The 19,540-nt window shown below is 68.5% G+C and carries 19 protein-coding genes; 8 read left to right on the forward strand and 11 right to left on the reverse strand.

Annotated features, from left to right (window positions below; all coding sequences use genetic code 11):
• Positions 1-2 precede the first annotated feature (2 nt).
• The 5 genes from H2Q94_RS26710 to H2Q94_RS26730 all read right to left on the reverse strand — a co-directional run bounded on the left by H2Q94_RS26710 (position 3) and on the right by H2Q94_RS26730 (position 2,958).
• On the reverse strand, positions 3-782 hold the full coding sequence (locus tag H2Q94_RS26710; RefSeq protein ID WP_243789911.1) for a hypothetical protein: 780 nt from the start codon (positions 780-782) through the stop codon (positions 3-5).
• Positions 779-1,114: a hypothetical protein gene (locus H2Q94_RS26715; RefSeq protein ID WP_243789912.1), complete on the reverse strand. Its 336-nt coding sequence runs from the start codon at positions 1,112-1,114 to the stop codon at positions 779-781. The genes H2Q94_RS26710 and H2Q94_RS26715 overlap by 4 nt, the downstream gene beginning before the upstream one ends.
• Entirely contained in the window at positions 1,114-1,821 is a 708-nt protein-coding gene (locus tag H2Q94_RS26720; RefSeq protein ID WP_243789913.1) for a YbaB/EbfC family nucleoid-associated protein, read from the reverse strand. Before H2Q94_RS26720 ends, H2Q94_RS26715 begins: the two co-directional genes overlap by 1 nt.
• A gap of 88 nt (positions 1,822-1,909) precedes the next feature.
• Complete coding sequence (locus H2Q94_RS26725) at positions 1,910-2,104, reverse strand: DUF397 domain-containing protein (RefSeq protein WP_243789914.1); 195 nt, start codon at positions 2,102-2,104, stop codon at positions 1,910-1,912.
• The gene (locus H2Q94_RS26730; protein ID WP_243789915.1) at positions 2,101-2,958 is read right to left on the reverse strand and encodes a helix-turn-helix domain-containing protein; all 858 of its coding nucleotides are present in this window, start codon (positions 2,956-2,958) and stop codon (positions 2,101-2,103) included. The genes H2Q94_RS26725 and H2Q94_RS26730 overlap by 4 nt, the downstream gene beginning before the upstream one ends.
• 194 nt (positions 2,959-3,152) lie before the next feature.
• Here H2Q94_RS26730 and H2Q94_RS26735 point away from each other — a divergent pair, with 194 nt between their 5' ends.
• Positions 3,153-3,515: a hypothetical protein gene (locus H2Q94_RS26735; protein ID WP_243789916.1), complete on the forward strand. Its 363-nt coding sequence runs from the start codon at positions 3,153-3,155 to the stop codon at positions 3,513-3,515.
• A 235-nt stretch (positions 3,516-3,750) separates the two neighbouring features.
• On the opposite strand, the gene H2Q94_RS26740 is transcribed toward H2Q94_RS26735, so the two are convergent.
• From H2Q94_RS26740 to H2Q94_RS26755, 4 genes are all read right to left on the reverse strand, one after another.
• Positions 3,751-6,321, reverse strand: a complete 2,571-nt coding sequence (locus tag H2Q94_RS26740) for a glycoside hydrolase family 172 protein (protein WP_243789917.1) — start codon at positions 6,319-6,321, stop codon at positions 3,751-3,753.
• Positions 6,322-6,709: 388 nt separating this feature from the next.
• Positions 6,710-7,723, reverse strand: a complete 1,014-nt coding sequence (locus tag H2Q94_RS26745; RefSeq protein WP_243789918.1) for a substrate-binding domain-containing protein — start codon at positions 7,721-7,723, stop codon at positions 6,710-6,712.
• Between the two features lie 113 nt (positions 7,724-7,836).
• A complete protein-coding gene (locus tag H2Q94_RS26750; protein ID WP_243789919.1) occupies positions 7,837-8,886 on the reverse strand; it encodes an ABC transporter permease in 1,050 nt (349 codons plus the stop codon).
• Positions 8,883-10,508 (reverse strand): sugar ABC transporter ATP-binding protein, encoded by a 1,626-nt coding sequence (locus H2Q94_RS26755; protein WP_243789920.1) that lies wholly within the window; start codon positions 10,506-10,508, stop codon positions 8,883-8,885. Before H2Q94_RS26755 ends, H2Q94_RS26750 begins: the two co-directional genes overlap by 4 nt.
• 250 nt (positions 10,509-10,758) lie before the next feature.
• Between H2Q94_RS26755 and H2Q94_RS26760 the strand changes: the two genes are divergently transcribed.
• Positions 10,759-11,676 carry a DUF6542 domain-containing protein gene (locus H2Q94_RS26760; protein ID WP_243789921.1) on the forward strand — a complete coding sequence of 306 codons (918 nt, stop codon included), beginning with the start codon at positions 10,759-10,761 and terminating at the stop codon, positions 11,674-11,676.
• A gap of 336 nt (positions 11,677-12,012) precedes the next feature.
• Here the strand turns inward: H2Q94_RS26760 and H2Q94_RS26765 are convergent, their stop codons facing one another.
• The gene (locus tag H2Q94_RS26765) at positions 12,013-13,050 is read right to left on the reverse strand and encodes a 4-hydroxy-3-methylbut-2-enyl diphosphate reductase (RefSeq protein WP_243789922.1); all 1,038 of its coding nucleotides are present in this window, start codon (positions 13,048-13,050) and stop codon (positions 12,013-12,015) included.
• A 155-nt stretch (positions 13,051-13,205) separates the two neighbouring features.
• On the opposite strand from H2Q94_RS26765, the gene H2Q94_RS26770 reads away from it, so the two are divergent.
• From H2Q94_RS26770 to H2Q94_RS26795, 6 genes are all read left to right on the forward strand, one after another.
• Positions 13,206-13,670: a lipid droplet-associated protein gene (locus tag H2Q94_RS26770; RefSeq protein ID WP_243789923.1), complete on the forward strand. Its 465-nt coding sequence runs from the start codon at positions 13,206-13,208 to the stop codon at positions 13,668-13,670.
• Between the two features lie 270 nt (positions 13,671-13,940).
• Entirely contained in the window at positions 13,941-15,185 is a 1,245-nt protein-coding gene (gene xseA, locus H2Q94_RS26775; RefSeq protein WP_243795920.1) for an exodeoxyribonuclease VII large subunit, read from the forward strand.
• Between the two features lie 17 nt (positions 15,186-15,202).
• Positions 15,203-15,610 (forward strand): hypothetical protein, encoded by a 408-nt coding sequence (locus H2Q94_RS26780; RefSeq protein WP_243789924.1) that lies wholly within the window; start codon positions 15,203-15,205, stop codon positions 15,608-15,610.
• A complete protein-coding gene (locus H2Q94_RS26785) occupies positions 15,607-15,870 on the forward strand; it encodes an exodeoxyribonuclease VII small subunit (RefSeq protein WP_243789925.1) in 264 nt (87 codons plus the stop codon). The genes H2Q94_RS26780 and H2Q94_RS26785 overlap by 4 nt, the downstream gene beginning before the upstream one ends.
• Positions 15,871-15,992: 122 nt before the next feature.
• On the forward strand, positions 15,993-17,039 hold the full coding sequence (glpX, locus tag H2Q94_RS26790; RefSeq protein ID WP_243789926.1) for a class II fructose-bisphosphatase: 1,047 nt from the start codon (positions 15,993-15,995) through the stop codon (positions 17,037-17,039).
• A 325-nt stretch (positions 17,040-17,364) separates the two neighbouring features.
• Positions 17,365-18,108, forward strand: a complete 744-nt coding sequence (locus H2Q94_RS26795; RefSeq protein ID WP_243789927.1) for a S1 family peptidase — start codon at positions 17,365-17,367, stop codon at positions 18,106-18,108.
• A gap of 424 nt (positions 18,109-18,532) precedes the next feature.
• Here the strand turns inward: H2Q94_RS26795 and H2Q94_RS26800 are convergent, their stop codons facing one another.
• Positions 18,533-19,507 carry an NAD(P)/FAD-dependent oxidoreductase gene (locus tag H2Q94_RS26800; protein ID WP_243789928.1) on the reverse strand — a complete coding sequence of 325 codons (975 nt, stop codon included), beginning with the start codon at positions 19,505-19,507 and terminating at the stop codon, positions 18,533-18,535.
• Positions 19,508-19,540 lie beyond the last annotated feature (33 nt).

Here is a 19,540-nt window from a genome sequence, read left to right on the forward strand (position 1 = left end):
AATCATCGAGACTCCCAGTTCGAAGCATCGCCGTCACTGGCGCTTCCGTCACTCAAATCCACCCCGTTACCCGGCTTCGACCAGGTTTCGCCGAGTCCGTCGAGAGCACCCTGGAGCACCTTGACCTGAGACTTGATCGGCTGAACCGTCGTGATGAACGCTGTGACAGCCGACCCGATAAGACCGAGAACCACCGTGATAACTCCGGCGAGTCCAGCAACAGCCGGGAGTGCCGTAGCAATTCCCGCCAGTCCAGCTATTGCACCTGCCAATCCAACGGCAAACAGAACGACTGCGAACGCGATGGAGACCCAGAACATCCGAACCGCATTGGCGAGTGCATCCAACGCAGTAGCCATCTTGTCGGCGACTCCCTGGACGCCGGTCACCGTACCAGCTTGACCCGGCACCAGAGCCTTGTACGCTTCGGCAGCGCGTCCCTCCCACTCGATGTTGCTGCGATGTTTATCCAGGTTTAGAGCACCGGCAATGGATTTCAGCGGCGCCGAAACCTGCCCACTCCACTGCTCGGACATTTCGCGCAGAAGCCCAATATTTCCACGATTTTCAATGAATTCGTAAATCTCCTCGAAAACTTTCAGCTGGAGCTTCCCGAACTCCTCCATGCCTTTCTTGATCGGTTCGATCAAGTGCATGAAAGCTTCGGGTACCCAGCTCAAGAGTTGGTTGACGCCGTCGTAGAGCTTATGGACCATCTCTTGGGCTTCGGTGAGTTTTCCGCTCACCATGTGGATGACGTCATCGCCGGCGGCCGCGGTCACGGGTGTTCTCCAACGAGTTTGTTCAGCTGTTGCACGGCGGCGTCGTCGTCGGCCTTGTACTGCTCGGCAGCAGCGGTCAGATCGTCGGCGATCTTGTTGAAATACTGCTGCCCTTGGCCGAGCATGTTCTCGATCGCGGTGCGCAGCTCTTCCAACGTGTCGTCCAGGCCGAACTCATCGCTGAGGTAGAACCTGTCGGCCTCGTTGATCCGCAGTGTTTCCACTGCCTGCTTCGTGCTGTTCATGGCTTCGGCTTGTTCGCGCCACAGGGCGGCGTCGGTGTGCATGGCGTCGAGGGCGGTTTTGATGCCTTCGCCGTTCGGGGGTGCCATCAGGGTCCCTTCGTGGGCTCGGTGACGAGGCCGAGGCGGCGGAGGAGTCGCTGCGGGTCGCTCGCCAGCGCGTACAGCTGCGAGATCGCGGGGCTCTGCGGTCCGTTGGTCAAGTCCGCCGGGGAGGTCTTGTCTCGCAGGGCCTGCAAGACGTCGGTGAGTTCGCCTTCGATCTCGGTGTTGCGGGCGGCGCTGCACCAGGTCGCGTCCACGTCGAGCTTCAGGATTTGGCCCTGCCGCGCGGTTCCCCGGACGTGTCCGCCTCCGCTCTGGCCGGACACCGTCGCGCCGACGACATCGGTCATCCGCTGGTTGAACGCCTCCAGATCGGCGGAAACCGTGTTGATCAGCTGCATGGCGTCGGCAGCAGTGATCGGTTCGTCGGAGGCGGAGATGCCTCCGGCGGGCGCGGCCGGAGCCTCGGGCGGAGCGGATTGCACGGCTTCGGCCTGCACGGTCGCCGCCTGCATGGTCGCGTCGTTCGCGGCAGCCACGACGTGCGTCGACAGGCTGCGCGGATCAGTAGTGCTCCTCCATCCGGAGGCCAGCTCGACCGAGCGGAATTCGCCGATGTCGGTCACGCAGACCGTGACGACACCCCCCGGGTCCCGGCCTCGAAGCAGGCCGTCCGTCGGCTCCGACCGCTCGGAGTTCCGGGGTTCCTCCGGCCCGAGGTCTTCCTCATTCAGCTGCCACCGTTGATCCACGGAGCGGCACCCTACCTAGACCAGGCGGTACCCGTGTTGATTCCGGGAAAACTCCCCCACCACGACAGCCGAAGGCCCCGAGGTGGATTCAGCCGTCGAGTCGCCCGGCTTTGACGGCTCCGAGGAACGAGTCGAAGGCGCCGGCGTCAAAGCTCAAGATCGGACCGGTGTCACCGAGCTTGGAATCGCGGACCGCGGAGCGGTCGGCGGCTAACGCAACCTCGACGCACTCGTTGTTCGCGCCGCTGCGGCTGCTCTTTCGCCAGGTCAAGTATTGCCTCATTGTGCCTCTAGCTCCTCAACCCGTGATCGGATCCAGTCGACCGACGCAGCAGGCGGGAGTGAAGCATCCGCGATATCAGCGAACATCGCACCGAACGCCTGTACGTCGCGGTCATTCTCTACCCACTCACCGCCGCCGGGGTACTCCAGATAGACGGCGTCCGGGTCGTCTTCCTCACTGAAGCCGACGATCGTGGCAGCACCTGAGGACGTGCCGTAAGCACCGAGCTGGAACGGAACGACCTGCACTGTCACGTTCTCCCGTGCCGCCATGTCCACCAGTTGACGTAGCTGCTCAGCCATGACTTCGGGGCCGCCTACCAGACGGCGCAGCACCGACTCGTCGATCAGCGCGTGCAGGCGCAGCGGATCGGCACCGGACAACCGCTTCTGCCTGGCACGCTTGGTCTCGACCGCTCGGTACGAGATCGTGTCGTCCACGAATCGGTGCGCTGCGGCGTGTACAGCAGCCGCGTAGTCCGGTGTCTGGAGCAGCCCGGGAACGACCTCGGTCGCGAGCGATCGGACGCTTTCAGCATCGGCCTCCGCGCGAATGTAGGCCCGATACTTCGGCGGCGAAGACGAAGAGTGCTCGACGCGCTTGCTGTCCTGGCGAGCGTCGTCCCACATGGCTTGAGCCTCGGCAGCCTGCTCATCGGTCGCTCCGTAGAACGCCAGCATCGCCCCGAGTTCGGAGAAGTTGCAGAGGCTGTAGCCGTTCTCGATCTTGGAGATCGTGGCTTGGGATTTGCGCAGCAGCCCGGCGATTCGCTCGTGGTTCATCCCTGCCGCTTCGCGAAGCCCCAGCAGGAACTGACCAAGACGACGTTTGCGACGCGTCTGCGTGCTCGGCATGGGTGCCTCCCTTGATCAGCGGCGACATCGTAACCGCACCCGAGATCACTCCATCGGGCAATATGCTCGGTGAATATTCTCCGTTACTTTTCCCTTTAGCGACACCTCCCGTCGCTGGCGTGGGGTCGGTGGTCTCCCCTCCTCCCCGACCGGATCACCGGCCCCACGTCCCCGTCCGACGTCCGGGGGTGGCAATGCAGTCCGGAGTTGAGTCCTCCTTCCTCCCGCATCTCGCCGCGATCCGGGCGAGCGTGCGCGCCGGGTTCCGGTTCCAGCACTTGCCCAGCCGGGACGAAGTCCTTGCGGTGTACGGATTTCGAGCCTCGCGCGGCGCGATGGACACCTACGTCGCACACGACCGGCACGACGCGACGGCCGCCCGCTACCGGCTCGACGAACTCGACCAGAGCTCCCCGAAGCCGCTGTGGGAACGGCACGGCACCGTCGCCGACGTCGTCTACGAGCTGCTCGAACTGCCCCCGCACGGCACGCGCGGCGCACCCGATCGCACCGGACGTGCCGGCACGCTCTGGTTGCCCGCGCATGTCCGCGGCTGACCCGGCGCACGGCTGGCGCGGTGTGTTCACCAGTGATCGGGTGCATCACGTCAGCGCGGCCAACTCGCGGCGGATTTCCCATGGCACGCATCGGCTCGGGATCGCCGACTGCGGAGCGGTGTGCGTACCGCCCGCCCGGAACCAATGGCCGCTGGCGCCCTGCCCGCGCTGCTACCCCGAGACATGACGGTGCCCGGTGGTCCGCGAACCACCGGGCACCGTCAGCGAAGCGAACTCAGTACTTGAACACCGTGTACTGCGAAGCCGTCCACGGCGCAGCGCCCTCCGCCGGAACCAACTCCACCCGCACCTGGTCCTTGCCCTCCGTCAACGCGGCGGGCAACTCGAAACCGTCCTCCAGCCAGCGGTGCGTTCCATTGCCCAACGCCTGCAACCACGTGCCCGCCGACTCACCGTCGACCCGCACCTCCACCTGCTGGTAGGCCTGCGCCTGATCGCTGAGCCTGCGCAGCCTCGCGCCCGCGTTGTCCTCGCCGAGCGCCACGTCGAAGCTCACCGGACCCGTCGACGCCGCGACCTCCCCGCTGTGCTCCGCGTTGGTGCCCTCGAAGCGGGACCGCAACGGCTCGACCGTCTCGCCATCGGCGGTGTAGCCGTGCGAATCGCGGCTGCCCTGATCGGACAGGTCGATGTCGTCGACCTTCTCCTGCGACACCGGATGCCCGCCGTACCAATACGCCGTCGAGCTGTAATCGCCCGGCTCGTCGTTGTTCGGGCCGTGCTCGATGTCCGCGATCAGGCCGTCGTTGAACGGCACCGCGTCCGGCACCTGCAAGCGGTACGCGCCCGTGCAGTCGTACTGGCAGCCGTCACCGTTGAGCTCGTGCGCCGGGTTGCCCGCCAACGGCATCGAGAACGTCGTGCCGTCCCGGAAGTACCAGCCCGACTCGTAGTAGTCCTCACTGCCCGTGCCGTGCCACGCCGGGCTTCCCTCACCGTTGACGTAGAAGCGCTCGTCGCCCTCCAAGTAATTGCGCTGGTTGGCGACCTCGTTCGTCTCCGGCAACGACAACGGCACCCTGCGGTCCGTCGCCGGCGCGTTCGGCGGGATCAGGCCGCGCATCGTGTGCGTCACGCCGTAGAACGTGCCCGAACCCTTCGCGTCCAGGAAGTTCCAGTCCTGGCCCTCCACGGTCCGGCCGCGGTGGTGCGTGGCGTTGAAGTAGCCGGTGTTGTCGTCGATCTCCTTCGGCGCGGCCGAAACCTCCGCCGTCATGTTCTCGATCGGAATGCCGCCGCCGTTGACGATCTCCACCGTCGCGCTCTTGCTGAACGGCATCGGCCACCACGACGTGTACCAACCGCCGTCGCCCGGATCGATCGACGTCATCATGCTGCGGACGTCGTGCTCACCGAGGCCCGAACCGAAGAACTCGCCGATCGGGGCGTCCACCGTCGTCTTGCCGTCGAAGGTGATGCGCAGCCGCGCCGACTCCAGCACGTGCTCCGAGGCCGCGACCTCCTCGGGGCTGAAGCCGTAGCGGCCCAGCAGCTTCTCCCGCGCGAACACCGGATTGTCGATGCGGTAGCCGTGCGCGGCCTCCTCGCCAGGGTGGGCGGGACCCACGTCGAGCACATCGGTGCGCACCCACTCCCCGTTGACCAGGCTCTGCACGTCGTAGCGGAACTCGTTGACGTCCAGCGAGGAGGACACGAAGCGGCTCGCCACCTCCACAGAGGACTTGCCCGCGGTGAGCTCGGCGGGCACGTCGATCGCCTGCACCGCCCAGCCTCCCGGCGCCGCCGGACCGCTGCGCCACTCACCGGCCGGGGCGCCGTCCACGCTGAGGCTCGCCACCTGGTCGGCCACCTGCGGGTCGGAGCGGCGCACGATGCGCACGCCCTCGTTGTCCGGAGCCACCGCCGCGTCGAACCGGCTGCCGCCGCCCTCGCCGAAGGCACGGCCGTCGTCGACCACTCGCGGACTCGGCGCCACCTGCGGAATGCGCAGCCGCAGCTCGTTGATCTGGCCCGGCCCCTCGATCTGAGCCACCGGAGCCGCCGTGCCCGGCACGACACCGAAATCGCGGCGCGTCGGTTCCGACTCCGGATCAGTGTCCTTGGGGTCTGCCACGCCGAACATCCGCAGCCGCGCCAGCACGTCCTCCGCCGGCTCCTCCGGGTCGAACGTCTCGACACCCTCCGCGTCGCCGAACGAGCGGTAATCCACGTGGTAGAAGTCCGGGTTGTTCTCCACCGTCACGCGCATCGACTCGCGGTACGGCATCGGCACCTTGATCACCGCACCGCCCGCCGAGTCGTCGGCGTTGCCGACCAGCGGCCACTCGAACGGCGCCCCGACGCGGCCGCTCACCACGTCGATCAGCGGGGCGTCCAGCACGGTGCGGCCGTCCAGCTCGATCACGATGTTGCCGGTGCCCGTCACATCACCCCACGGTTCGCGGGTGAACCAGATCGAGGAGATCTCGCCCGCCCCGGCCCGTTCCGCGATCACACAACCTCGATCGCCGTTGCGGAGGCAGGAGAACGTGCCGTGGAAACCGTCGTCGTTGCTGCCGTCCCTGGCGAAGCTGGAGAACTGGCCCGTCTGCTCCGAACCGCGCAGCTGAGCCAAGCCGCCCGGTTCGCGGTACGTGTCCCAGCCGACGCTCCCCTTGCCCGCCGCCCGTTGCTGCGCCGAAGCCTGCGATGAAGCCTGAGCCGGGCCGTAGCCGGAATCGGCGACCATGGCGGCGGCAGCCAAGGACGCGACGCCGAGAAACGCCCCGAACCTCCTCGGCAGCCGTCTCGCAGTGCGCAGCGCGTCACTACTGCGGTCTCTCATCAAAGCTCGCCCTCCCCACATCACTATCCACAGTGGACAGCGTTGTCCTGGTCATTCGACGGTGGTGCGCGGTTGGGATCGGATTGGTCGGCCCCGGGAACGCGGGCGCACAAGATCACGCGCTTCCTTTCACACCGCAGCGTAGGAAGAAGCCGCACCCGCTCCAAGGAACATCGCGGAACTAACGGAATCCAGAGTCCGAAATTCACTCATTAAGATGGTCACCGGCACGAGGTGGAGGCCACTACCACCATCCAGGTGGATTTGATTTCTTTTCGGTGACATCTGGTATTGCCAAAGAAAGTCGCACGCCAGGACAACTTCGCCCTAGCGTGCGACCTGCACCTTCAACGAATCAGTAACTGTATGTGGTACGTGCGAGTGCCGCTCAGCCTTGATTCAACCGGGCGTAGACCTCGCCCGCGTTCTCCTTCGTGATCAATTCCGAGGGCAAGGTTTGCTGCTTCTCCGGCGGCTGACAATCCACCAGGATCTGCTTCGCCGCCTCGACCGCTTCCGCGCCACCCGTCGGATAGAGGTTCGTGGCCTGCAAACGGCCTTGCTCCACGGCCTTAATGCCACCCGCCTCGATGGGAAGGCCGTCGATCCCGACGAATTTGAGTTGCTCCGCTCGGCCCGCCGCCTCCGCCGCGAGGTAGGCGCCTTCCGCCATCGGATCGTTCTGCGAGAACACGGCCTGGACGTCCGGGTGCGACTTGAGCAACGCGTCCATCTTCTCCTGGCCGACCGAACGCTCCCACTCGCCGTCCGCCTCACCGACGATCTCGATCTTCGAGCCCGCGATGCCCTCCTCGAAGCCCTGATGCCGCTCAGCGGCCGGCGTGGAACCCGACAAGCCCCTGATCTCCACGATCTTGCCGCCCTGCGGCAGCACGGTGTTCTTGAAGTACTCCCCGGCCTGCCTGCCGATCGCCACGTTGTCCGCGCCGATGTAGGTCGTGAACGCGTCCCCGTCGACCTTGCGGTCCAGCAGCACCACCGGTGTGCCCGAGTTGTAGGCCTTGCGCACCACGTCCGTCAGCGGCGCCGCCTCGTTCGGCGAGATCATCAGCAGGTCCACCTGCTTGGTCAGGAACGCCTCCACATCGCTGACCTGCTTGGCGTTGTCCTTGCTCGCGTCCGAGAACTGCACCTCCTCGAACTGCGGCACTTCCCCCGCCGCCTTGCGGATGTCCTCGTCCATCCGCACCCGGTACGGCTCGGCGAGGTTCGCCTGACTCATGCCGATCGTGTACTTCCCGTCCGGGCCGCCGCAGTTCTGCCGCGGATCCTGCGGCTGAGCCGTACCGCTGTTCTCACTCGTCGTGCCGCACGCGGCGGCGGTGACGGCCAACGCGGCGCAAGCGGCTGCGAACACAGACCTCGTTGTCTTCTTTCGCATCGTGCTTCCTTCCCGAGGAACTCCAGGGACGCTTCGAAGGGACGGATGGATCGCAGGACCCGGAGCGGCTCACGGAGCCGGACCGGCCGGAACGGAATCGGACGCGGGTCGGCTCAGGCGGTCGGGCGCAGCCGCTGCAACGCCGCCGCCGCCACGATCACCAGACCCTTGATCAGCAGCTGCATGTCGGTGTCGACGCTGTTGAGGCTCAGGATGTTGTTGAGGATGCCCAGCAACAACGCGCCCGCGATCGTGCCCACCACCGAACCGCGCCCACCGGCGAGGCTGGTGCCGCCGACCACGACGGCCGCGATGCCGTCCAGCTCGTAGGCGAGGCCGTCGTTCGGGCTGCCCGCGTTGAGCTGGCCCGCGTGCACGATCCCGGCCAGCGCCGCGCAGAAGCCGGACAGCGCGAACGCGACGATCTTGACCCGGTTCACCGGCACACCCGACAAGCGCGCCGCCTTCTCGTTGCCGCCGATCGCGTACAGGTGCCGCGAGTAGGCGCTGTAGCGCAAGAACAGGATGGCCGCGACCGCCACCACCGCGAAGATCAACGCCGGGATCGGCACGACCCCGCCGAACGTCCGCTCCCCCAACAGGGAGAACAGCATCGGGGCCTTGCCATCGCCATCGCCGTAGGAGATCTGCACCGTCTCCCCGCCGGACCACATCCGCGCCAGACCTCGCGCGATGTTCAACCCGGCCAGCGTCACGATGAACGCCTGCACGCCCAGCAGCGCCACCGCCGCGCCCTGCAACACCCCGAAGATCAAACCGATCAGCAGCACCAGCAGCGCCGCGATCAGCACCCCGAAGTTGTCGTTGACCAGCAGCACCGCCGAGCCCACCGCGGCCAGGCCCAGCACCGAACCCACCGACAGGTCGATGCCGCCGATGAGGATCACGAACGTCAAACCGACCGCGATGATCCCGATCTCCGAGACCGCGCGCACGATGTTGAACAGGTTGTCGCTGGTCAGGAACAGGATCTGGCCGTCGTCACCGCGCGGGGACAGCACGATCGCGGCGATGAACACCGCGACCAGGCCGAAGAAGCTCTGGAAACGGAACAGCGTCTCCGCCCACTCGCGCCGCGACCGGCCGCGCGGCGGCTCCGGTGCGCTCGGCGACGCCTCCGCCTCGTGCGTCTGTTCGCTCATCGTGCGCCTCCCCCCGCGACGGGGCCGCGCCCCGCCTCGACAGCCGATGAATCACCCTTCGGCGACACCTTTTCGCCCATCGCGGCGGCCAACAATTCGGTCTCACCGGCCCGGGTGGTGTCGAACTCCGCCACGCTTCGGCCGTGCCGCAGCACCACCACGCGGTGACACACGCCGGTCAGCTCCGGCAGCTCCGACGAGGCCAGCAGCACGCCGATGCCCCGTGCGGCGATCTCGCCGAGCAGCTCGTAGATCTCCGCTTTCGCGCCGATGTCCACGCCGCGCGTCGGCTCGTCCAGCAACAGCAGCCGCGGCTCGGTGAGCAGCATCCGGCCGAACACGACCTTCTGCTGATTCCCGCCGGACAAGGTGCCGACCGGATCGGCGATGCGGCCCAGCTTCACCTTCAGCCGCTCCACGCTGCGCTCCGTCGAGTCAACCTCCGAACGGCGCCGGACCAGACCGGCGACACCGAGCCGGTCCACCACCGAGAGCACCATGTTCGCCTGCACGGAATGCCCCAGCACCAAACCCGAGGCGCGGCGATCCTCCGGGACGAACGCGATGCCCTTGCGCAACGCCTCCCGCGGGCCGCTCGGACGCACCGGCCGCCCGTCCAGCCGCACCGAGCCCTCCCAGCGGCCCGCCGAACCCGCGCCGAACAGCGACTCCAGCAGCTCCGTGCGGCCCGAACCGAGCAGCCCGCACACGCCGACGATCTCGCCCGCCCGTACCGACGCGGTGATGCCGTCGGGCTCCCGCCTGCCGACCCGGTGCCTGCGCGGGCGGACGCGGAAATCCGACACCGCCAGCAGCTCGTCGCCCGGTTGCCGCTCTTGACCGGGTTGCTCCTGTTCACCGTGTTGCAGTTCGTCCTGATTCCGGAACAAGGTGCGCACCGGGCGACCCACCATCGCCTCCGCCGCCTGCTCCGCGGTGAGGTCGCGAGCGTCGAACTCGGTCACCCAGCGGCCGTTGCGCAGCACCGTCGCCCGGTCGGCGACCGCGCCGATCTCGTCCATCCGGTGCGAGATGTAGACGATGCCGGTGCCGCGCTTGCGCAGCTCCGAGATCACCGCGAACAGCCGCTGCACCTCGGAGTTCGACAGCGCCGAAGTCGGCTCGTCCATGATCAGGACCTTGGCGTCCAACAGCAGCGCCCGCGCGATCGTGACCAGCTGCTGCTCCCCCACTCGCAGCTCGCCCACCGGGCGGGCCGGGTCGAGGTCGATGCCGGTGCGCTGCAACAGCTCACGGGTCCGCTGCGCCATCCGTCGGCGATCCACCACGCCGGCCCGGCGCAGCTCGCGGCCCAAGTACAGGTTGTCGGCGACCGAGAGCGCCGGCACCAGGTCCAGCTCCTGGTGGATCATCGCGATGCCCGCCTGCTGCGCGTCCGAGGGCTTCGCGAACCGCGCCGGAGCGCCGTTCACCGCGACCGTGCCCTCGTAGTCGGCGATGTCGCCGGACAGGACGCGCATCAACGTGGACTTGCCCGCGCCGTTCTCCCCCAGCAGCGCGTGCACTTCGCCCTCGTGCACGGTCAGATCCACACCGTCGCACGCCAGGACACCGCCGTAGCGTTTGGTGATGCCGGTCAGCTCTACCAGTGGCGCCGTCATTCGAGTTCCCCCCGTCATCCGACCGCTGTCACCCCGAAGCAACCGCACGGACCCGAGAAAACGATTGCTCGGACGCTAAGAGTTTCCAGTTGTCTGTGTCAAGGTTCACAGTCCACCCGTCCGACGCTCAGCCGCCATTCGGCCGCGCCCGGATCACACAGCGGTCACGAGGGCATGAAGCACCGCAGGTCCGGGATCAACTTCCGGAGAGGTCGTTCCACGGCTGTTCCAGACCGTTACGGTTGTGCGTGTGACCGCCACTCGCGAGCGCCAGAGCGCACCCTCTCCCGACAACGGCGCCCCACAATGGGCAGAACGGTCCGCTTTCGGCAGCCGCGGAGTGCCCCTATGGGGAGCGGTGCTGATCGCGGCGGGCGGCACCGCGCTGGGCGCGGTGATCGACCTGCTGCTCAGCGGCAACCCCGGATGGATCTTCAAGATCTGCCTGATCGTGGGCTGCCTGGCTTCGGTGGCGCTGGTGCGGCGAGGCAACCTGTTCGGGCCGATGGTGCAGACGCCCCTGGTCGCCACCGTGGTGATGCCGATCGCGGTGCTCCTGTTCGGCGGCGGCGCGAGTGGCGGCGGAGTGATGGGCAAGGCGCTGTCCGTCGTGCAGCCGCTCATCGCGGGCTTCCCCATGATGGCGATCACCACCGCCGTGTGCCTCGCGTTCGGGCTGGTGCGGATGTTCTTGCTGCAACGCGCCGGTGAACAGTCCGAAGTCGACCTCTCCGATACGCCGACGAAGAAGCGCAGGCCCGTCAAGCCGAAGGCGTCCGCCCAGGAAGCTCGGCAGCAGCGCAAGCGCCCCGCCGACGGCGAGCGGCGCCCGGCCGCCGGCTCACGTGGCGAACGAGGTGAACGCGGCGGCGACCGGAGCAGGGCGCGACGCCCCGCCCCCGAACAGGGCGGCCGCCCCCGCGACGGCGGCGCCCCCAAGCGAGAAGGACGCCCCGAACGCGGCGACCGCGCCACGCCCCCGGCCCGCGGCGGCGAACGCGGCCGGGGCACTCCGCCCGGACGCGGCACTCCCGGTCGCGGCCAGCCCGGCCGATCCGCCGACCGCGGCGAAGGCCGCCCCCGCCCCGCGCCCGGCCGCGGACGGCCCGAGCCGAAGCCCGACCCGCAGCGCAGGCCCCGCAAGCCCCGCGACGACTTCTTCGACTGAGCGAGCCGACGCTCGCCTCGGCCCACCCCTCCGCCGAACGCGAAACGGCCCGCCGGACCTAACGGTCGAGCGGGCCGCACTTGAGTTCAGGAACCCTCGCGATGGTGGTTCGATCTGCGTCTTGTCGGCGGCGAACCCCGCGAAGGACGCAGCGAACCAAGCCTTCCTTGCGGCGAAGCCGTGCCTGTATGCGCGAAGCGCACAGCCCACGTCAAGAAGCCGACCACCGGCGGGTTCTCAGCTGTCTTCTCGCGAGGACGGCTTTTTCGCAGCGAGAAGACAGCTGAGGTTCCGCCACCCGGACACCGAAGCAAACCCACCGAGCGGAAGAACGTCTCAGCGAACGCCCTTCGGCGCGTTCGGGTTTTCTTTGAGGTCCTTGCGCAGTTCCTTCGGCAGCGAGAACTGGATCTTCTCGTTCGCGGTGGTGACCTCTTCCACCTCACCGTCCCAGCCGTGCTGCGACAGGTGGTCCAGGACCTGCATGACCAGCACGTCCGGCACCGAGGCACCGCTGGTGACGCCGACCGTGGTCACGCCCTCCAGCCAGGAGTCCTCGATCTGGTCCGCGTAGTCGATCAGGTGCGAATCCGAGGCTCCGGCCTGCAGCGCGACCTCGACCAGGCGCTTCGAGTTCGACGAGTTCTCCGACCCGACGACCAGCACCAGGTCGCACTCCGCGGCCATCGCCTTCACCGCGACCTGGCGGTTCGAGGTGGCGTAGCAGATGTCGTCGCTCGGCGGTGCCTGCAGATCCGGGAAGCGGTCCTTGATCTGGTCGACCCGCTCCATCGTCTCGTCGACGCTGAGCGTGGTCTGCGACAGCCACACGACCTTGTTGGGGTCGCGCACGTTGACCTTGTCGACGTCCTCCGGCTTGTCGACGAGCTGCACGCGGTCCGGCGCCTCACCGGCGGTGCCCTCGACCTCCTCGTGGCCTTCGTGGCCGATCAGCAGGATGTCGTAGTCGTCGCGGGCGAACCGGTTGACCTCCTTGTGCACCTTCGTGACCAGCGGGCAGGTCGCGTCGATGGTGCGCAGGTTGCGGGCCTTCGCCTCCTCGTGCACCACGGGGGCGACGCCGTGCGCGGAGAACACGACCAGCGCGCCTTCCGGGACCTCATCGGTCTCCTCGACGAAGATCACGCCGCGTTCCTGGAGGGTTTCCACCACGTGCTTGTTGTGCACGATCTCCTTGCGCACGTAGACGGGCGGGCCGTAGGTCTCCAGCGCCTTCTCCACCGTGATCACCGCACGGTCCACACCGGCGCAGTAGCCACGAGGTTTGGCGAGCAGGACGCGCTTGGCGGGCTCGCCCTCCGGGGTCGTCGTGTCCTGGTCGAGGCGATCAGCCGCCTGCGGCGAGGTGCTCATGGTGTCCAGGGTACGGACCACCTCGCGACGGGTCAGCCCTGCGGCCGCCCACTTCACCGGTACCGCGCGTCACCCTCACCCGCCGCACGCGTGGCGGGCGAAGCTCATGTCCCAGGACGATGGTTTCCCAGGCGCGATTGCGGGAAGGTAGGGCCATGTCGACGTATCCCTTGCCGATCCGGGTCGCGGCCGGACTCGCGACCGTCACCGTCGAACAGACCCGGCAGCTGCCCGCGCAGCTGCTCGGCCTGCCGCTGACCGTGGCCAGTCAGGCGCTGCAACTGTCCATGCGGGTGCAGCAGCAGATCACCGAACTGGCGATCCGCGGTGACGAGACGCTCAGCGCCTGGCAGGGCGTCGAGGACGAGCCGGAGTGGGCGACGTTCGACGAGGACGAACCCGCCGTGCAGCCACGACCGGTCGGCGTCCCCGAACCCGCGGGCGCCGACGTGCTCGCCGAATACGACGACATGACCCTCCCGCAGCTGCGCGGCAAACTCCGCGGCTTCTCCGCCGAGGACGTCGAGGCGCTGCTGGAGCACGAGCAGCGGCACGGCGAGCGGCCCGAGTTCCTCCGCATGCTCACCAACCGCCTCACCCGCCTGCGCGGCGAGGACTGAACTTCAGCTTCGCAACCCGCACAGAACGATCTTTTGATCTTGTCAGCGGCGCAGCCGCTGAGCAGTGACCACCAGGGCAAAGGACCACCGGCGGGTTCTCAGCGGCTTCCTCGCGAGGACAGCGATTTCGCTCGCGGCGGAGCCACTTGCGAAATCGATCCCGCAGCGAGGAAGCCACTGAGGTTCCGCTGAGCGACCCATTACGCAGGCTGACCGGACGGGCCGCCGTATGATCGCGGCGGTGCATGTCCGGACGTTGAAGGAGCGGTTCTGAACGCCTCCGCCAGCCAGCCGCCGACCAGCGCGGAAGACCCGTGGCCGGTCCGCACCGTCGCCCGCAAGATCGCCGACTGGATCCACCGGCTCGGCAACATCTGGGTCGAAGGGCAGATCACCCAGATCTCCAACCGCCCCGGCGCGGCCACCTCGTTCCTCACGCTGCGCGACCCGTCCGCCGAGGTGTCGCTGACGCTGACCTGCGCGTCCTCGCTGCTGCGCAAGCAAGATCCGCCGTTGACCGACGGCAGCCGCGTCGTGGTGCACGGCAAGCCCACGTTCTTCGTCGGCCGCGGCACGCTGAGCCTGCGGGTCGACGAGATCCGCGCCGTCGGCATCGGTGAACTGCTCGCCCGCATCGAACGGCTCCGGCAGCTGCTCAAGGCGGAAGGCCTGTTCGACCCGGCGCGCAAGCGGCCGCTGCCGTTCTTGCCGAACAAGGTCGGCCTCATCACCGGGCGGGCGTCCGCCGCCGAGCACGACGTGCTCACCAACGCTCGGCTGCGCTGGCCGTCGGTGCGCTTCGAGATCCGCAACGTGGCGGTACAGGGTTCCACCGCGGTCCCGCAGATCCTCGACGCGCTCGGCGAACTCGACCGCGACCCCGAGGTGGACGTGATCGTGCTGGCGCGCGGCGGCGGGAGCGTGGAGGACCTGCTGCCGTTCTCCGACGAGACGCTGTGCCGCGCGGTGTCCACCTGCCGGACGCCGGTGATCAGCGCGATCGGGCACGAACCGGACTCGCCGCTGCTGGACCACGTCGCCGATGTCCGCTGCTCCACACCCACCGGAGCAGGCAAAAGGGTCGTTCCGGACATGGCGGAGGAAACGCAGCGCGTGCACCAGCTGCGAGATCGAGCACGACGCGCACTACACGGATGGGTGGATCGTGAGCGGCGGCTGCTCGACTCGCTGCGCAGCCGTCCCGCGCTCGCCGACCCGCACGGCCCGCTGGCGCGCAGATCAGAACAGGTGCAGGTGGCGCGGGACCGCGCGCGGCGAGCCATCACCGGCGTGCTCACCGCCGAAGGCCATGCCATGACCGCCACCCGATCTCGCTTGACGACCCTCGGTCCTGCGGCCACTCTTGCTCGCGGGTACGCGATCGTGCAGCGCGTCGACTCGGACGGAGTCGACGGAGTGCTCCGGTCGATCGAAGAGGCTCCGGCGGGAACCACGCTGCGGGTGCGCGTCGTTGACGGAGCAGTGCACGCGGTGGTGCCCGACGGAACGGAGTAAGGACGAGGGAGGTCGTGGTGCAGGGACAACAGGAGCCCACATTCCTCCCGTTGACGGTCGCCGTCACCCGCTCACCGCAACTGCTCGACGCGGAACGGGTGCGGCAATGCGTTCACGAAGCGGACGCGGCGGCGGTCGGCTGCTGGAACGCGCTGCTCGGCGGCTGCGACTCCACCGAACGCAGAACGTTGCCGTTGAAGCTGCGGGCGCTGGCCGACGCGGCCTCCGCCTACGCGGGCACCCGGTGGTGGGTCGGCCACGGCTCCGGACATCGACGTAGGGTCACCGAAGCCCAATTGCGCATCAACGACGCGGTCCGCGACGGCGACGGCGCCGAGTTCGCCGAGGCGTTCATCGGCTACGACCAGGCCATCGCGACCGCCGTGGTGTCCGTGCCCAGCAAGCTGGAGAGCCCCACCCCGTGACGAACAACGAGCAGGACGAGCACTTCGACCCCGTCGCCGACCACCCCGAGGTCGCCGAACTCGGCTACGAGCAGGCCCGCGACGAACTCGCCGAAGTGGTCAAGCAACTCGAAGCAGGCGGCCTGTCCCTGGAGGAGTCGCTGGCTCTGTGGGAGCGCGGCGAAGCCCTCGCGACGGTGTGCGAACGCCACCTCGCGGGCGCCAGGGAGCGCGTAGACCGCGCCCTCGCCGCAGTCGAGGAGCCCGGCGAAGCGCAGTAGTGGGCTCGCCCACGTGGCCCGGCTTCAGGGGGTGCGATCTGCGAAGATCCCCGGTAACGAGTGCGGCGCGCGGAGCCGGTGCGCCATGCCGATGAAGTCAGCTCGCCATACCGGGAGGCGCGATGAGCACGTCCACCACGCAAGGTCGCCACGAGGCGCCCGACCGCAACCTGGCCATGGAGCTGGTCCGGGTCACCGAGGCCGCGGCGATGGCTGCGGGCCGCTGGGTGGGTCGCGGTGACAAGAACTCAGGTGACGGTGCCGCAGTGGACGCCATGCGCAAACTGATCGGCACCGTCTCGATGCAGGGCGTCGTCGTCATCGGCGAAGGCGAGAAGGACGAAGCGCCGATGCTGTTCAACGGCGAGGAGGTCGGCAACGGCGCAGGTCCCGAGGTGGACGTCGCCGTGGACCCCATCGACGGAACGACGCTGCTCAGCAAGGGCATGCCGAACGCGCTGGCGGTGCTCGCCGTCGCCGAGCGCGGCGCGATGTTCGACCCGTCCGCGGTGTTCTACATGGAGAAGCTCGCCGTCGGGCCGGAGGCCGCGGGCGTGGTGGACCTGAACGCGCCGACCGCGGAGAACATCCGCCGCGTCGCGAAGGCCAAGCAGATCGACGTCTCCGACGTCACGGTGTGCATCTTGGACCGGCCGCGGCACGAGACCCTGATCCGCGAAGTCCGCGAGGCGGGCGCCCGCATCCAGTTCATCTCCGACGGTGACGTGGCCGGCGCGATCGCCGCGGCCCGCCCGGACAGCGGCGTCGACATGCTCATCGGCATCGGCGGCACGCCCGAGGGCATCATCACCGCGGCCGCGCTGAAGTGCCTCGACGGGGAGATCCAGACGCGGTTGTGGCCGAAGGACGACGCGGAGCGGCAGCAGGCCGTCGACGCAGGCCACGACGTGGACCAGGTGCTGACCACCTCGGACCTGGTGCGCGGCGACAACGTGTTCTTCTGCGCCACCGGCATCACCGACGGCGCGCTGCTCAAGGGCGTGCACTACCGGGCGAACCGGTGCAGCACCCAGTCGATCGTGATGCGCTCGAAGTCGGGCACGGTGCGGGTGATCGAGGGCCTGCACAAGCTGACGAAGCTGCGCGAGTACTCCGACGTGGACCTCGACGGCGCCGGCGAGAACGCCCGGCACGGACTGCTGCCCTGATCTTCCGGCTCGGCGGAACGGGCCGTTCGTCCCCATCTCGGTGGGGATGGGCGGTCCGTTCTTTCGTTTCCGGATCGACCCGCGCTGCCACGATGGGAACTTTTCCCGGTATTTCCCCGGAATCGGCCGATGGGACGGTTTTGACCTGCGGATCGTCCTGTTCGGACGCGGCGGCACCGGCGTAGGGGCGATCGGCACACCGCCATAAGTGGGTGCCTCGTGAGAGTGAAGATCCTTACTGTCAGTGGTCACTCGGCCTGCCGCACCGCGCCGAGCTCCACTACCGGCCGCCCCAGGGCCGGGCATACGGAAGGACTCGTCCCCCATGCGCACACGCTCCCTGCTCACCGGAGTGCTCGCCGCGGGCGCCGCCGTCGCGCTGGCCATGCCCGCCTCCGCCGCCGAAGAGCCCGCCCCGCTGGTGGTGGGCGGCCACGACGCCACCGAGACCTACTCGTTCATGGTGTCGCTGCAGTCCGGCGGCAGTCACATCTGCGGCGCTTCGCTGATCAAGGCGGACTGGGCGGTCACCGCCGCGCACTGCGTCGAAGGCAGCCAGCCCGCGGACCTCTCGGTTCGCGTCGGCAGCCTGGAGCACGCCGCCGGTGGCGAAGAGGCGGGCATCGCCGACATCGCCACGCACCCGTCGGCGGACCTCGCGGTGATCAAGCTGGACACGCCGGTCGAGGCCGCCCCGATCTCGATCGCTCCGGACTCCGGCGCCACCGGCACCGAGACCCGCATCATCGGCTGGGGCCAGACCAGCCCGGCGCCCGGCGGCGAGGCCCCCGCCACGCTGCAGGAACTGGACACCGCCGTCGTCGACGACGCCGACTGCACCGGCATCACCGGCGAGAGCGAGATCTGCACGTCGAACCCCGGTGGCGACTCCGGCGCCTGCTACGGCGACTCCGGCGGCCCGCAGATCAAGGGCACCCAGGGAGCCTGGGAGCTGATCGGCGCGACGAGCCGCGCGGGCAACAGCGACTCGAACTGCGCCACCGGCCCGTCGATCTACACCGACGTCTCGGCGCTGTCCGACTGGGTCGAGGAAAACACCGCAGCCTGACCCGGCACCCACTGGCCCGGCCGCCCCTCCGCCAGGAGGGGCGGCCGTTCCACGTCGTGGGGGGTGGGCGGTCGTTTTGCTCGGGTGGTCGGGTAGCGGAACCTCAGGTGTCTTCTCGCTGCGGGATCTTTTTCCCAAGTGGCTCCGCCACGAGGGAAAAAGCTGTCCTCGCGAGAAGACACCTGAGAACCCGCCGGTGAGCGGCTTCTTGACGTGGGCTATGCGCTTCGCGCATACAGGCACGGCTTCGCCGCAAGGCACGGCCTTCGGCCGCGAGGCAGGCGGGGCTTCGCCCGCCCTTCGCGGGCTTCGCCGCAAGGCACGGCCTTCGGCCGCGAGGCAGGCGGGGCTTCGCCCGCCCTTCGCGGACTTCGCCGCAAGGACTCGGCTTCGCCGCGAGGGGTCGGGTTCATCGCCGGGAGGGTCAGCTTTGGTTTGAGGAGTGGCCGGGGAAGAGGTGGGCGTCCGGATTCAGGGTGACTGCGATGTTGTTCACCGCGGTTGCCGCTTCGCCGAAGCCGGTGGCGATGAGCTTGACCTTTCCCGGGTAGGAGGCGACGTCACCGGCCGCGTAGACGCGGTTGCGGTTGGTGCGCATGGTGCTGTCGACCTTGATGGAGCGCTTGTCCAGGTCCAGACCCCAGGATTGGATCGGCCCCAGGTCGGCGGTGAACCCGAGCGCGGCGACCACGGTCCGCGCGGGCAGCACTCGCCGCTCCTCTCCCAGTACGAGCTCCACCTCGTGCACCCCGTTCGAGTCCCCGCGCACCTCCGCGACCTGCGCTTCGGTGATGAGCTCGACGCCGAGGTCCTCGACCTTGCGCACCAATCCGGGATGCGCCCGGAACCGCGCCCTGCGATGCACGAGCGTCACGCTGCGGGCGATCGGGTGCAGCGCCAAGGCCCAATCGAACGCCGAGTCCCCGCCACCGACCACCACCACGTCGTGGCCACTGTGGACGGACAGATCGGGGACGAAGTGCACGACTCCCCGCCCGAGCCAGTCCCCACCGGCGGGCAACGGTCGCGGCGAGAACTCGCCGATGCCCGCGGTGACCAGCACCGCGCGCGCCCGCACCGGCCGGTCCCCGACCCGCACCAGCACGCCATCGTCCACATCGGACAGTTCGGTGGCATCCCGCCCGAGCAGGTAGGCAGGCTCGTACTGGGCGGCCTGCTCCACCAGCGCGGCCACCAGGTCACGGCCGCGAACGGCGGGGAATCCGGCCACATCGAAGATCATTTTCTCCGGATACATGGCCGTCACCTGCCCGCCCGGCTCCGGCAGCGAATCCACCACCGCCACCGACAGATCCCGGAATCCCGCGTAGTAGGCCGCGAACAACCCCGTCGGCCCCGCGCCCACCACCAGCAGATCGACTTCGAACGGCTCGGACATGCCCACCCCACTCGCACCGGTGCAACGTGGATC

It is taken from the genome of Saccharopolyspora gloriosae, assembly GCF_022828475.1.
Lineage (GTDB): Bacteria > Actinomycetota > Actinomycetes > Mycobacteriales > Pseudonocardiaceae > Saccharopolyspora_C > Saccharopolyspora_C gloriosae_A.